Source organism: Streptomyces sp. NPDC007088 (assembly GCF_042869355.1).
GTDB lineage: Bacteria > Actinomycetota > Actinomycetes > Streptomycetales > Streptomycetaceae > Streptomyces.
On record NZ_JBIAFO010000002.1, the window covers coordinates 31,969 to 45,664 of the forward strand.

The 13,696-nt window shown below is 70.2% G+C and carries 13 protein-coding genes and 1 pseudogene; 9 read left to right on the plus strand and 5 right to left on the minus strand.

Annotation, left to right across the window (positions count from 1 at the left end; translation table 11 throughout):
• Positions 1 to 69 precede the first annotated feature (69 nt).
• The 3 genes from ACFYMP_RS03270 (at position 70) to ACFYMP_RS03280 (ending at position 1,762) form a co-directional block, all read left to right on the plus strand.
• Positions 70 to 351, plus strand: coding sequence for a type II toxin-antitoxin system Phd/YefM family antitoxin (locus tag ACFYMP_RS03270; RefSeq protein ID WP_388849708.1), 282 nt, complete (start codon positions 70 to 72; stop codon positions 349 to 351).
• Entirely contained in the window at positions 348 to 602 is a 255-nt protein-coding gene (locus ACFYMP_RS03275) for a Txe/YoeB family addiction module toxin (RefSeq protein ID WP_111380477.1), read from the plus strand. The genes ACFYMP_RS03270 and ACFYMP_RS03275 overlap by 4 nt, the downstream gene beginning before the upstream one ends.
• 143 nt (positions 603 to 745) lie before the next feature.
• A complete protein-coding gene (locus ACFYMP_RS03280; RefSeq protein WP_388849712.1) occupies positions 746 to 1,762 on the plus strand; it encodes a hypothetical protein in 1,017 nt (338 codons plus the stop codon).
• Positions 1,763 to 2,259: 497 nt separating this feature from the next.
• On the opposite strand, the pseudogene ACFYMP_RS03285 reads toward ACFYMP_RS03280, so the two are convergent.
• The 5 genes and pseudogenes from ACFYMP_RS03285 to ACFYMP_RS03305 all read right to left on the minus strand — a co-directional run bounded on the left by ACFYMP_RS03285 (position 2,260) and on the right by ACFYMP_RS03305 (position 6,275).
• Positions 2,260 to 2,522 (minus strand): annotated as a pseudogene (locus ACFYMP_RS03285) (type II toxin-antitoxin system RelE/ParE family toxin).
• Complete coding sequence (locus tag ACFYMP_RS03290; RefSeq protein ID WP_388849715.1) at positions 2,515 to 2,751, minus strand: type II toxin-antitoxin system prevent-host-death family antitoxin; 237 nt, start codon at positions 2,749 to 2,751, stop codon at positions 2,515 to 2,517. The pseudogene ACFYMP_RS03285 and the gene ACFYMP_RS03290 overlap by 8 nt, the downstream one beginning before the upstream one ends.
• A 240-nt stretch (positions 2,752 to 2,991) precedes the next feature.
• Positions 2,992 to 3,888 carry an N-acetylglucosamine kinase gene (locus ACFYMP_RS03295; protein ID WP_388849718.1) on the minus strand — a complete coding sequence of 299 codons (897 nt, stop codon included), beginning with the start codon at positions 3,886 to 3,888 and terminating at the stop codon, positions 2,992 to 2,994.
• 69 nt (positions 3,889 to 3,957) lie between these two features.
• The gene (locus ACFYMP_RS03300; protein WP_388849721.1) at positions 3,958 to 4,959 is read right to left on the minus strand and encodes a Gfo/Idh/MocA family protein; all 1,002 of its coding nucleotides are present in this window, start codon (positions 4,957 to 4,959) and stop codon (positions 3,958 to 3,960) included.
• A 215-nt stretch (positions 4,960 to 5,174) separates the two neighbouring features.
• Positions 5,175 to 6,275: a Gfo/Idh/MocA family protein gene (locus ACFYMP_RS03305; protein WP_388849724.1), complete on the minus strand. Its 1,101-nt coding sequence runs from the start codon at positions 6,273 to 6,275 to the stop codon at positions 5,175 to 5,177.
• 216 nt (positions 6,276 to 6,491) lie between these two features.
• Here ACFYMP_RS03305 and ACFYMP_RS03310 point away from each other — a divergent pair, with 216 nt between their 5' ends.
• From ACFYMP_RS03310 to ACFYMP_RS03335, 6 genes are all read left to right on the plus strand, one after another.
• Positions 6,492 to 7,706 carry an ROK family transcriptional regulator gene (locus tag ACFYMP_RS03310; RefSeq protein ID WP_388849727.1) on the plus strand — a complete coding sequence of 405 codons (1,215 nt, stop codon included), beginning with the start codon at positions 6,492 to 6,494 and terminating at the stop codon, positions 7,704 to 7,706.
• A 278-nt stretch (positions 7,707 to 7,984) separates the two neighbouring features.
• Complete coding sequence (locus ACFYMP_RS03315; protein ID WP_388849730.1) at positions 7,985 to 9,325, plus strand: extracellular solute-binding protein; 1,341 nt, start codon at positions 7,985 to 7,987, stop codon at positions 9,323 to 9,325.
• A gap of 151 nt (positions 9,326 to 9,476) precedes the next feature.
• On the plus strand, positions 9,477 to 10,364 hold the full coding sequence (locus ACFYMP_RS03320; protein WP_388850959.1) for a carbohydrate ABC transporter permease: 888 nt from the start codon (positions 9,477 to 9,479) through the stop codon (positions 10,362 to 10,364).
• A gap of 7 nt (positions 10,365 to 10,371) precedes the next feature.
• Positions 10,372 to 11,265: a carbohydrate ABC transporter permease gene (locus ACFYMP_RS03325; protein ID WP_388849732.1), complete on the plus strand. Its 894-nt coding sequence runs from the start codon at positions 10,372 to 10,374 to the stop codon at positions 11,263 to 11,265.
• Between the two features lie 61 nt (positions 11,266 to 11,326).
• On the plus strand, positions 11,327 to 12,613 hold the full coding sequence (locus ACFYMP_RS03330) for a Gfo/Idh/MocA family protein (protein WP_388849735.1): 1,287 nt from the start codon (positions 11,327 to 11,329) through the stop codon (positions 12,611 to 12,613).
• Entirely contained in the window at positions 12,610 to 13,635 is a 1,026-nt protein-coding gene (locus tag ACFYMP_RS03335; protein WP_388849738.1) for an SIS domain-containing protein, read from the plus strand. The genes ACFYMP_RS03330 and ACFYMP_RS03335 overlap by 4 nt, the downstream gene beginning before the upstream one ends.
• The last annotated feature ends 61 nt before the right edge of the window (positions 13,636 to 13,696 follow it).

Sequence of the window (13,696 nt, forward strand, 5' to 3'; positions counted from 1 at the left end):
CGGTTCCTCTCTCAGATGACACCAACAGTGGTACGTTATTGAGTACCACTTGATGGGAGGGTTGAAGTCATGTCCATCACTGCGAGTGAAGCGCGCAAGGAACTGTTTCCGTTGATCAAAAAGGTCAACGAGAATCATGAGGCCATCGAGATCGTCTCCAAGCACGGTAACGCGGTGCTTGTCTCGGCCGAGGACTACATGGCGCTGCGCGAGGGCTCCTACCTGCTGCGCTCGCCAGCGAACGCCCGGCGGTTGCTCAAGGCGTACGAGAACGCCCTGTCGCACATCAAGGTGTCGGAGCGTGAGCTGATCGATCCCGAGTCACCGGACGCAGGTGCGGGTGCCGCGTGAGGCTCGTCTTCGAGGATCAGGGCTGGGAGGACTACACGTCCTGGCTCAAGAACGACCGTAAGATGCTCGCCCGGATCAACAAGCTCATCGAAGATGTCAGGCGTGACCCCTTCGTGGGCATCGGTAAGCCGGAGCCGCTGAAGTATCACCTGCCTGGGGCCTGGTCGCGACGGATCGACGAAGAGCACCGACTCGTCTATCTGGTGACGGACAATGAGATCGTCATCCTCGCTGCCCGGTATCACTACTGATCGGTGAGTGTCCTGTGTGTGCTGGGACGATGACCTACTTCAAACCTCGGTTTTCGCAGGTGGGATCTCTGTGTTCGGCGTTCAGCTCCGCCGTAGCTGATTTCCGGTTCAACCTTTCGTGTGGCGAAATGGGGAGTCGCTGAATGGCTGATGTTACCTTCCTTAGTCAGGCCGAACCAGTTGATGAGTACGGTCGTGCTCTTTATGCGGTATCGCGATCAATTCTGAGGGCCCATTTTGATGAATTGTCGCAAGCGGACCTTGAAGACCTCAATTGCGATCGAGTTGAGGTCACATTTCGACAGCTCGCTAAACTCGCTCGCCTGCACCGCGACAAGGGATCGCGTGGGGATGGGTTTGAGTGGGCCGTTCACGAGGCGATTGTCGGCGGCGAACCACGCGTTACCGATCTGGTCAGCGAAGCGCTCAAGAAGGTGAGCCCTAGGTCCTTCGCCGACTTGGACAGGCCTACGTCTCTGATGTTCGGGCACGAGCGTGCGCGCCATCTCGGATTCACTGAGGCCGTCGTCAACAACGCGAGTGGTGATGCGGTGTTGTTGCCTGACGGGTCAGGTCGGCCGTTCGCATTTGGATCCTGGGTGCCGATCGCTGCTCGCGGTGTCGCCGCCGAACCTGATCTGCGGGAACGGATCAAGAAGGTATGGAAGACCGACCTGTTCCTGAGTAGTACGGAGAAGGCGCGGTTTGCCGCCGCGACTATCAAAAGTAATTGGCATCAACTCGAAGATGGCAATGGACTCCGAGTGGCCATTGTTCCACAGGCCCTAGACCTTCCGGCGGGATATCAGAGGTGGAACAGTCTGCATCTAATTGCCCTGCCAGACCCCGACGGCTTCATGGGCTTGTTTAACGATGCGTATGAAGCAGTTGCTGAAGCGATTCTGACGGTTGGCAGGCATGATCGCGCACCCTATTATTACAAGCCGAGCGCGAAGGCCCAGAAAATCCAGGCGCAACTGGAGAAGTATGGGAAGGTGAAGGTGGTTGATATACTTGATGCCCTAAACGAAGCGGCGCAGCAGAATCTGATTACTGTCGACCGCAAGCTCATGTCGGTGGAAGCTCCGACATGGCTCAATATCAATGAAAAGCGCACGCTCGTCATCGCTCCAAGGCCGGCGTTCGAGAAGCTCGACTGACCTCGGAGGCGGCAAGGGTATTTCCGGTCGATGGTCTCGAAGTTGATTCTGACCCCATCCAGTGGCGCGCCGGGCGGGCCTTTGTTCGCAGCAAAGCTGAACCTCCCGCGTCGCGAGGGATCTCCGCCAGCCGGGGGTGTACTTACGCTCGGAAGACGGTCCGGGGGACTCACTCACCGGCTACCAGCGTCTCCCTCAGGGTGCCCTCGATCGGGTGGCGGCGGGCAGATTCCGTGTCGCGGTCGCGGGTGCTGGATGTGCTGGTTGACGTTGCACCGTGCTGGATCGGTGCTGGATGAGCCCTGCGGGAACCGTGTTTCCGCAGGTCGAAGCTCTGTATTGGAGGTTCCGGTTCAACGTGTAGCCGTGTCATTACCGCACGTTAGGAATTGAGTCAAGCGTACACGTCAGAAGGGGTCGGGCTCCGTCGAGCTCGACCCCTTCGTCTTCCCCGTGCTAGATGGGTGCTGGATATTCTGACGTGTGGTCAGCGGTGGTCAGGTGTCGTAAACGGTGGACCGGTGCCCCACGTGAACGACCCAGCCACCAGCTCCCCGTTGTCGATCGTGTAGACGACGCGGTAGTCGCCAACCCGTAGGCGCCGGCGATCTGGCTGGGACACGAATGCGGTGGTGTTGAAGCCGAGCGGATCGCTTTCCAGCTCGGTCAGCTTGGCCAGGATGAGCAGCGCCATCTCGCGCGGGATCTTCCGAAGCTCGGCCTGCGCCTCGGGGCGGAAGACGGTCCGGTACTCACTCACCGCGCGCCAGCGTCTCCCTCATGATGTCCTCGATCGGGATGCCGGGTGCGGGGTTGGCCATGCGCTCGTCGATGATCCGATTGATCTCGCGCTCTTCCCACTCCTGGTACTTGCGCAGTACCTCAATGGAAACGACGGCGGCGACTTCCTTGCCGCGGCGCGTGATCACGGTGGGTACGTCATCGCGGTCGGCGCGTTCCACGACCTCCGCCAGATGTTTCAGCTCCACGTGCTGGATGAGTTCCTACGGTGCTGGATTGGTGCTGGATGCGACCCCGCGGAACCCTGTTTCCGCAGGTCGCAGCCCTGTACTACATGTTCCGCTTCAACGTCTGACCGGTGGCCCGACGCCGTTTCGCCCGGCCGGCGCGCGCAGCGCGGTGCTGGACGGACCGGCGTCGCGCAGTAGTCGCGCATCCCTCCGGCAGTCCTCCTCCTCACGCCCCGCCGGAGGGTCCCGGCACGCAGCTCACCCCCTCGCCGCCAAGGCCCGTGCGAGGTGTACCGCGCCCGCGACCGGTTCTCCCGTGTAGACGGTGAGGGGCAGGTTCAGGCGGGTGCGCAGGCCCGAGGCCAGCCGGTGGGCGAGGTGGGGGCGGGAGGCCAGTACGCTGCCGCCGCCGATGACGCGGTGGAAGGCGGCTCCGCGTGCGCGCAGGTCCGACACGAGGCTCACGAGGTCGTCGGCGCCACGGGTGATCGCGGCGCGGGCGGCGGGGGAGCCGGCGTCGGCCGCGTCGAAGACGGCGGGGGCCCAGGCGGCCCACTCGCGCGGGGGGAGGCGTTGCAGGGCGTCCACGACGTCGCGCAGTCCTCCGCCGCCCGCCAGTCGTACGAGCGGGGGGAGCAGCGGGTCCTCGGTCCGGCCCGTCCGGTCGTGTGCGTGGGTGAGCAGGCGGACGGCCTCTCTCACGGTGCCCCAGCCCGAGCCGGGGTCGCCCAGGAGCCAGCCCCAGCCCCCCGCGTACAGCGAGGTGCCGTCGGCGTGCCGGCCGACCGCGATGGAGCCGGTGCCGACGACGAGGCCGGCGGCGGGGCCCTCGTCCGGTACGGCCGCTTCCAGCAGGAAGGCGTCGTTGACGACGGCCACCGCCACGCCGGTGCGGTCCGCGACCGCCTCGCGCAGCGCGTCGCACTCCTCCTCCGAGTCGCAGCCGTGCGCGCCCACGGCCACCGCGAGCGGCGGACGTTCCGTCACCGCGCGCAGCGCTGCGGCCAGCCGCCCCGCTTTCCCGGCGGCGTCCAGCGCCGTCCAGTCGCCCGCGGGGTGCCGGTGGTCGGCGAGCGTACGGCCCTGTGGCGTGGCCAGGCGCAGGCGGGTCCTCGTGCCGCCCGCGTCCACGCCCACGATGTAGTCAGTGTTCACGTCTCCCCGGTGCCTGTTGGCGCTGTGGTGGTCCTGGGCTCCGTCCGCCGGACGCCCGGCGGGCACCCCTCAGCCCCGGGCGTCGGCGTAGAAGGCGAGGCACGTGGCGAGGGTCTGCCGGGCGGTGCGGACGCCGGAGCGGGGCGGTACCCCGTCGTTGACGGCGGCGAGGAGGACGTCGAGCGTGTCGAAGGTGTCCTCCGGCAGCCGGGAGAAGGACCACTCGCCGCCCTCCTCCGCGAGGCCGAACGTGCCGGTCGCGGTGGAGTGGTGCACCGCTCCCTTCGAACCCACCAGATGCGCCCGGGTCGAGGAGGTGCCCGGCGGGGCGATCCACGTGTCCTCGACCGTGACGACGGCGCCGCTCTCCAGCGTCAGCACGGCGTGCCCGTAGTCCTCGACCGGGAGCCCGGGGTGCGCGATGTTCGCGACGGTTCCCGTGATGTGCGCGACGGGGGAGCCGAACAGCGCCTGGACACGGTCGATCTGGTAGACGGCGTGATCGATCCAGGCCCCGCCCGCGGTGCGCTCCGGGTCCGCCCACCAGCCGGGGCCGTCCGTCGCGCCCGGCCAGGAGAGGGGCAGACCGCTGTCCATCGCGAAGGTGCCGGAGCGCAGTTCGCCGAGCCGTCCGGAGTCGACCAGGCCGGTGAGCCGCCGGGCGAGCGGAGAGGTGTGCCGCGACTCGCTGGGCACGAAGACGACTTGGGCCCGCTCGACCTCGGTGACGACCCGGTCCGCGTCGGCGAGCGTCAGGGCCAGGGGCTTGACCGAGACGATGTGCTTTCCCGCGCGGGCCGCCGCGACGCACAACGCGGGGCTCCGGTCGACGCTCGTGAAGCAGGCGACCGCGTCCACCTCCGGGTCCTCCAGGACCGAGGCGGGGTCCGTGGACGTGCGCGCGCACCCCGTCAGCTCGGCGACGTGCGCGGTGCGCGCGGGGTCGCGGTCCACGAGGGCGACGAGGCGTACGGCGGGGTCGGCGGCCGCGCGCCGGGCGAAGGGGATCGCCGCGTACCAGTGGTCGAAGCCGATGACGGCGACGCGCAGGGGGGCGGGGGGCGTGGGCATACGTGCTGCTCCTCGGTTCGGTGAGGGCGGGGGAGACGGAGGGCGAGGGGAGGGCCGAGACCGGTCAAGGGTGCCGGCGCGGCGGTACGGCGCGGACGGGCCGCGGAGGGGCGGGGGCCCGCGCGGCGCCGGCGTACCCGTGCGGCGCGGACGGCCCCGGAGGGCAGGTCCCGCGCCGGTCGCGCGAGGCGTGCGGCCGGGGTCAGAGGCCGGGGTCAGAAGGTGGTCGTCAGGTCGACGAAGCGCTGTTCCCGCGCCGAGGTCGTCACGGCGATCATGATCTCCAGCGCGTGCCGGGCGTGCTCGGCCGTCAGTACGGGGGGCGCTCCGTCGAGGACGATGTCGGCGAGGTGGCCGACGAGGAGCGCGCGCCCGTAGCGGGCCCGGCGGGTGTTGGTGGCGAGCGGCTGGGGCGGCTCGACCCAGCCGTCGACGCCCTCCGCGATGTCGGTGCGGTACAGCTCCAGGTCCGGGCCGTCCGGGCGGAAGAGGCTCACCACTCCGCGACGGCCGAAGACCTCCACCTTCGGCGCGCGGGAGGCGTGGACGTTGAAGGTGCCGTCCACTACGGCGTACGTGGAGTCGCCGAAGTCGAGCATGAACAGGCAGTTGTCGGGGGCGGTGACCGGCATCTCCAGGCCCCGGAAGGGGCCCCCGCGCACGGTCCTGACCGGCTCGGTGATCCCGGCGAAGGCGACCACCCGGCGCGCGGGGCCCAGGAGCCCGGTGATCTCGTGGATGCCGTACACCCCCATGTCGAGCAGCGGGCCCGAGCCCTCGCGGTAGAACCAGCTCGGGTCGGAGGTCCAGCCGAGCGGGCCTCCGCCCGGACCCGCGTGCGAGCTGCGTACCCGGGCGAAGGCCACCTTGCCGATCGTGCCCGCGCGCAGCAGTTCGCCGGCCCGTTCGTAGGGCTCGTACAGGAGGTCCGGCGGGGCGCAGACGATGCTGAGGCCGCGTGCGGCGGCCAGGGCGATGAGGGCGTCCGCCTCCTCGACCGTGGCCGCGAGGGGCTTCTCGACGGCGAGGTGCTTGCCGTGTTCGAGGATCGTGCGCGAGGTCGCCGCGTGCAGCGGGATCGGCGTGAGGTTGACGACCGCGTCGAACTCCGCGCCCTCCAGCATCGCCTCCAGGGAGCCGAAGGCGGCCGGTATCCCGAACCGGTCCGCGGTCACGCGCGCCCGTTCGGCGTCCACGTCCGCGAGGGCGGTCACCCGTATCCGGTCCCCGTACTCGCGCAGGTTGGGCAGGACGCCGTAGGGCGCGGTCGCGATGCCGCCGCTGCCCAGGACGCCCACGCGCAGCACGTCGGTCATGAGGCCACCTCCATTACTCGAAACTTTCTTGCGAGATGTTAGGGCGCTCGGGGCGGGAAGCGCCAGGGGTGAGGGTCAGTCAGGTAGATACCTGGCGAATAAAGGCTTCTGTCCGTCCGTTGGTAACGGAAGGAGTACGTCCTGCCGAGGGGGTTTCTCTTAAGAAAGTTTCTGGTACGTTCCTCGCACCGGAACCCCCTGGGAAGGAAACTGGCCATGGCCGTCAGAGGAACACCGTCGTGGCTGGGCGACCAGAACGCCGTCACCGCCCTTCGGCTGCTGCTCGACCACGGCCCCCTCAGCCGCAACGGGGTCGGCGAGCGCAGCGGCCTGTCCAGGCCGACCGCGACGCAGATGATCGCGCGGCTGGAGGACAAGGGGCTCATCGAGGTCGTCGGCGAGGAGTCGGTCGGCCGCGGGCCGCGCGCCGCGCTGTACGGCGTCCGCAACGACCTCGCCTACGGCGTCGCGATCAACGTCGACCAGGAAGGCGTACGGTCCACCGTCGTCGACCTCGCCGGCACGCCCCACCCCGTCGCCCACAAGGCGGCGTCCGGGATGCCGGCCCGCCGCAGCGCGGCCCGGGACGTGGCGCAGGCCGTGCTAGACGCCTGCGAGGCCGCGGGCGTCGAACTCACCGCGATCCGGCACATCCGGGTCGGCGTGCCCAGCAGCGTCGACCCCCGCCACGACGAACTCAGTTCGGTGGCGGCGCTGCCCGGCTGGTCCCGCAAGAGCATCCGCAGGCAACTGGAGGGCGCGCTCGGCTGCGAGGTGGGCGTCGACAACGACGTGAACCTCGCCGCGGTCGCCGAGCGCGCGAGCGGCCCGTACTCACCGGCGGGCACCTTCGCCCTCCTGTGGGCCGGTTACGGTATCGGGCTCGCCGTGGACGTCGCGGGCACCGCGCTGCGCGGTGCCTCGGGCGGCGCGGGCGAGATCGGCAACCTTCCAGTGCCGGGCGCGCTCGCGGGCGTGGACACCGAGGCCGAGGACCTCGAAGGCTTCCTCGGCGCGCGCGCCCTCGACCGCATCGGACGGGAGACGGGCTGGGCCGAGGACGGCTTCGCCCGCGTGCTCGCGGGGGAGCGGCTGCCCGAACGGGTCTCGCGGGTCTACGCGCCCCGGCTCGCGCAGAGCGTGATCCCCGTCCTCGGCGTCATCGACCCGGACGTCGTCGTCCTCGGCGGCCCCGTGGGCCGCGCCGGGGGCGGGACGCTCGTCGACCTCACCACGCGGTACCTGCGCGAGCACACCCGCTGGGACCCCGACCTCAGGCTCAGCGCCGTCGAGGGAGACGCCGTCCTCGACGGCGCGCGCATCGCTCTCGGCGCCCGCCTGCGGGAGGCGCTCCTCGCCCGCGCGGCGGGCTCGCCCTCCGGCGAGGACAGCGCCCGGGTCCTCGCCGAACGTCTCCGCGACATCGACTGACCCCTTTCCGGCTGACCCACCCCCGACGCACCCACCTACCGCCCGGCTGACCCACGTTCGACGCACGCAGCACCACCGTGCGGCTGACCCACCCCCGACGTACGCACCACCACCACCGTCCGGCTGACCCCTCGCCGGTTCACGCACCACCCGGCCGCCCCCCTCCGGTGCACGCCCCCCGACGCACACACCACCACCACCACCCCCACCCCCACCGCCTCCCCTCCCAGGAGTACGCCCGGCGACACCTCGTACACGCTCAGCAGGAAGGCACCGCTATGTACCCAGCCTTTCGTTTTCCGCGCCCACGGCGCCGCCGGACAAGTGCCGGCCTGCTCGCCGCGGCGCTGCTGCTCACCGGCTGCGCGGCGGGCACCGACGGTCCCGTGCCCGCGCGGGCCCCCTCCCGCCCCTCCGGGTCCGTCCAGCTCTGGCACCACTACTCGGGCCGTGAGGCGGCCGTCATCCAGTCGGTCGTGGACGACTTCGAGAAGCGCCACCCGGAGATCCACGTCACCGTCCACAGCGCCCAGCAGGACACGAAGATCACCCAGGTCGTCTCCTCCGGCGGCGACGTGGACGCCATGATCACCAACGTCAACACCACGCTCGGCACCGCCTGCAAGACCATGGAGGACCTGGCGCCGTGGATGCGCAGGGACGGGATCTCCACCCACGACTTCCAGGGCATCTTCGCCGAGGCCACCGCCTTCGGCGGACGCCGCTGCTCCCTGCCCACCACCTCCGACGTCTACGGCCTCTACTACAACAAGACGCTGCTGTCCCGGGCCGGTTACCGCACCCCGCCCCGTACGCTCCGGCAACTGGAGAAGATGGCGCTCAAGCTGACCACGTACCACGCGGACGGCTCCCTCAAGACGCTCGGCTTCAACCCCCTCGTCGGCTTCCAGCAGAACACCGCCGGCACCCTCGGCCACGCCGCCGGGGTCCGCTGGATGCGCGACGGCGAGGCCTCCGTCGGCTCCACCCCGCAGTGGCGGGCGCTGATGTCCTGGCAGCAGAGGTTCGTCAAGAAGATCGGCTACGACAAGCTCAAGACCTTCACCGCCGGACTCGGGGACGAATGGTCGGCGGACAACGCCTTCCAGCGGGGCCGGATAGCCATGACCCTCGACGGCGAATGGCGCGTCGCCTTCATCGAGGAGCAGGCGAAGGAACTGCGGTACGGCACCGCTCCCTTCCCGGTCCTCCAGGGCAGCGGCCAGCGCTACGGCGGTGGTTTCGTCTCGGCGGCGGACATCGGCGTCAACAAGCGCTCCTCGCACAAGGAGGCCGCCTGGACGCTGGTCAAGTACCTGACCACGAACACCGCCGCCGCCGTGAGACTCGCCAACGGCATCAAGAACATCCCCACGCTCAAGAGCGCGGCCGCCTCCCCGGCCCTGGACGCGCCCGCCCCCTACCGCACCTTCATCGACGCCTCGGCGCATCCGGCGAGCGACACGAGCCCGGTCACGGAGATCGGCTCCACCCTCACCGCGACCGTCGACGACTTCTGGACCGCCTACCAGCAGAGTTCGGGGGCCGGGCTGGCCCCGGGCCTGCGGAAGGTCGACAAGGACATCGACAACGCACTCGGCCTGCGACGAGCGAAGTGACCTCATGAGTGATTCCCCGATACCCCTGCACCGGCCGCCCTCCCGTGCCGCCCGCCCCGGCGCGAGCGGAGTCCCCGCCGCGCCGGCCCACGACGCCCACCGCCGCTCCCGTGCCCGGCGCACCCTGCGCGCACGGCTCACCTTCTGGTCGATGACCGGCCCCGCCCTCATCGGGCTGGTGGTGTTCTTCGTCTACCCGCTGTGCGCCAACGTCTTCTACTCCTTCACCAACTACGACCTCGCGAGCACGCCGAAGTGGATCGGCCTGCGCAACTACACGTACCTGTTCACCCAGGACCCCCGCGTCGGCAAAGCGGCGCTCAACACCCTGTGGTTCGTGGTGATCCTCGTCCCCGTGCGGATGGCCTGCTCGCTCGGCATCGCGCTCCTGCTCACCCGGCGCAAGCGCGCCGCGGGCCTGTGGCGCACGCTGTTCTACATCCCGGCGCTGGTGCCGCCCGTCGCCTCCGTCGTCGGCTTCGTCTTCCTCTTCAACCCCGGCGCCGGGCCCGTGAACGCCCTGCTGCGCGCCTTCGGCGTCAAGGGGCCGCTCTGGTTCAACGACCCCTCGCTCTCCAAGCCCTCCCTGCTCCTGCTCGGCGTCTGGATGATGGGCGACATCATGGTGATCTTCCTCGCCGCGCTCCTGGACGTACCGAAGGACCAGTACGAGGCCGCCGAACTGGACGGCGCGGGGGCCGCGGGCAAGTTCCGCTACGTCACCCTGCCGAACATCTCGCCCGTCGTGCTCTTCTCGGCCGTCACCGGGGTCATCGCCGCCCTCCAGTACTTCACCGAGGCCGCCGTCGCCTCCAGCGTCGCCAACGGCAAGACCGGGATCGACGCCGGCGCCGACCAGCTGCTCGGCTATCCCAACGACTCGCTGCTGACCTTCACCCAGTGGATGTACGTCCAGGGCTTCAGCAGCTTCCAGCTCGGCTACGCCGCCGCCATGGCCGTCGTCCTGTTCGCCGTGGCCGCCGCCGTCATGGCGGTCCTGCTCCGCCGGGCCGGGCTCTTCCGGCAGAAGGGTGCCTGAGGACCACATGACCACCACCCAGCCCCTGACGACCCGGCCCGCGCCCGCCCCGCCCGCACCCGCCCCGCCCCGGCCGGGGAGCAGGCGGGCGCTCGCCTGGATCGCCGAGCACGCGCTGCTCCTCGCGCTCGCCCTCGTCTTCCTCGTCCCCGTCGTCTTCGTCGTCCTGACCTCCTTCATGGGCGGCCACCAGACCCTCACCGGCGCGCTGTGGCCCCACCCCTTCAAGTGGTCGAACTACCTCACCGCGTTCCGCAGCGCCCCGCTCGGCCGCTGGTTCGCCAACTCGCTGCTGTACGCGGGTGCTTCCACGATCCTCATGCTGCTGTCCTCGGTGCCCATGGCCTACGTCCTGGCCAAGGTGCGCTTCCGCGGCTCCAGCCTGCTGTTCTTCGCGATCATCGTCGCGATGCTGCTGCCGCCGCAGGTCACCCAGGTGCCGGTGTACGTCATGTGGGCCCAGTTGCGCGTGGTGGGCACCTTCTGGCCGCTCATCCTGCCGCACCTGTTCGGCAACGCCTTCTCGATCTTCCTGCTGCGGCAGTTCTTCCTCTCCATCCCCACCGAGTACCTCGACGCGGCCCGCATGGACGGCAACGGGGAATGGGGCGTCCTCACCCGCGTCCTGGTGCCGATGGCCAAACCGGGCATCGCCGCGGCCTCGATCTTCATGTTCTTCCAGTGCTGGAACGACTACTACGGCCCGCTCCTCTACACCTCCGAGAACCCGGCGCACTGGACCGTCGCCTACGGCCTGGCCTCCTTCCACGGGGCGCACAGCACCGACTGGGGCGTGATCATGGCCGTCACCACCCTCGCCACCCTCCCCGTGGTCCTCGTCTTCTTCTTCGCCCAGCGCACCTTCGTCGAGGGCATCACCCTCACCGGCGTCAAGGGCTGAACCCGCGCGCACGGCCCGAGCGAAGGGCGCGCGCACCCCGACCAGAACAAGGACACACCCCGTGAAAGCACGACAGGAACCCCCGCTCGGCATCGGCATCATCGGGAGCGGCTTCATCGCCCACTTCCACGTCCGCTCCTGGCAGTCCATCCGCGGCTCCGACATCGTCGCCACCCAGTCCCGCTCCCTCGACCGCGCCCAGGAACTCGCCTCGTACGCCGAGGAGTTGGGCGTGGGCGTCGAAGTCACCCCGTACGAGGACATCGCCGCCCTGGTACGCGACGAGCGGGTCGACGCCGTCTGGGTGCTCACCCCGAACCACACGCGTGTGGAAGTGGTCCGCGCGGTGTGCGAGGAGGTGCGCGCGGGCCGGGCCCGCCTGCGCGGCATCGCGGTCGAGAAGCCGCTCGGCCGCAACCTCGCCGAGGCCAGGGAGGTCGCCCAACTCGTCCGGGAGGCGGGTCTGCGCCACGCCTACCTGGAGAATCAGGTCTACGCGCCCCGCCTCACCCGTACCCGCGAACTCATGTGGGCGCGCGGAGCGAGCCGTTCGGGGACGCCCTACCTCGCCCGCTGCACCGAGGAGCACTCCGGTCCGCACTCGGCGTGGTTCTGGGACAGCGAGGCCCAGGGCGGCGGGGTCCTCAACGACCTCATGTGCCACTCCCTCGAAGCGGGACGCTTCCTGCTCACCCCGCCCGGCCGCGACCCCTCCGAGTGGCTGCGCCCCGTCTCGGTGACCGCCACCATCGCCTCGCTGCGCTGGGGCCGCGAACGGTACGCCCGCCGGCTGGAGGAGACCCACCCCGGAATCCAGGACTACCGCACCACCCCCTCCGAGGACTACGCGAACGCCACGTACACCTTCGTCAACGGGGACGGCGAACCGGTCATCGTCGAGGCGATGACCTCCTGGGGGTACGTCGGCGCCGGGATGCGGCTCTCCTTCGAACTGCTCGGCCCCGAGTACTCGATGAGCGCCAACTCGCTCTCGGGGGACGCGACGGTCTTCTTCTCCCGCGACCTGGAGCAGAACGAGGGGGAGGACCTGCTGGAGAAGCAGAACGCGGAGCAGGGCCTCATGCCCGTGATCGCGGACGAACCGGCCGCCTACGGGTACGTCGCCGAGAACACCCACATCACCCGGGTGTTCGCGCGGGGCGGCCAGCCCGCCGAATCCCTCGACAGCGGGGTCGCGGTCACCGAACTCCTCATGGCCGCCTACTACGCCGCCGAGACCGGTACGGTCGTCCACTTCCCCGTGGACCTCTCCGACTACGTACCGGCCGTCGCCCGGCGGGCCTGGCACCCGCGGGCCGGCGCCCCGGACAGCGAGGTGGGCGCGTGAGCGGCGCACCGGTCTACGCCTACAGCTTCGCCGAGGGGCGCGCGGCCCAACTGCCCGCCCTGCGCGAGGTCGTCGCACGAATGCCCGGAATCCTTGAGGAGTGGCGCCCCGCGGGGAGCCGCGTCCTGCTCGCCGGGATCGGCGCGAGTGGTGCCGCCCTCGCCTCCCCGCTGCACGCCCTGCGCGCGGCGGGCGTCGACGCGGAGCGCACCGACTGCTCCGACCAGCCCCGCCCGGCCGGCGGCCCCGACGTGGTGCTCGCGCTCTCGCAGAGCGGCCGGAGCAGGGAGACCACGGACGTCGTGACGCGCTTCCGTGCGGCGGGGGTCCCCACCGCGGCCCTCACCAACGCCGCCTCCAGCCCCCTGCGGGACGCGGCGGACACCACCGTCTCGGTCGGCGACTACCCGGACAGCCGGGTCTCGACGGTCGGCTTCGTCGTCACGTACGCCGCGCTCGGCATGCTCACCGACCTGATCACGACCGGTGACGTGCACGGCGGCTGGGCGCACGTCGCGGAGGCGGTCGAGGAGACCCTCGACGCGGAGGCGGAGCGGCTCGCGAGCTTCGCCGCCGGACCGCTCGCGCGGGGCGTGGTGGACGTCGTCGCCTCGGCACCCCAGCTCACCACCGCGGAGGCCGTCGCGCTGCTCTTCCGGGAGGGACCGCTCGTCCCGGCGTCGGCCTACGGGACGCGCACGTATCTGCACGGGCCGATGGACGTGGCCTCCCCGGGGACGAGCCACCTCGTGATCGGCGGCGCGCGCGAGGCGGCGCTCGCGGCCCAGCTCACCCAGAAACCGACCGCCGTGCTCACCGTCATGGAGCGCACCGTCACCCCGCCCCCCGGAGTGGTGGCCGTACGCGTGCCGGAGGGCCTCACCCCGCCGCAGCGCGCCCTCGTGGAGGTGTGCGTGCTCCAGGACCTCGTGGCGCGCGTCGCGGACGCCCGCCGGGAGCCGGTCGACGAGGTCGCCTTCGCCCGCGAGGACACGAAGATCGCGGCGCTCGCCGAACTGTGAGAACGGCGGCGCGCGGGGGAGGCGGAAGGACACATCCGCCTCCCCCACGCCCCCGCCCGGC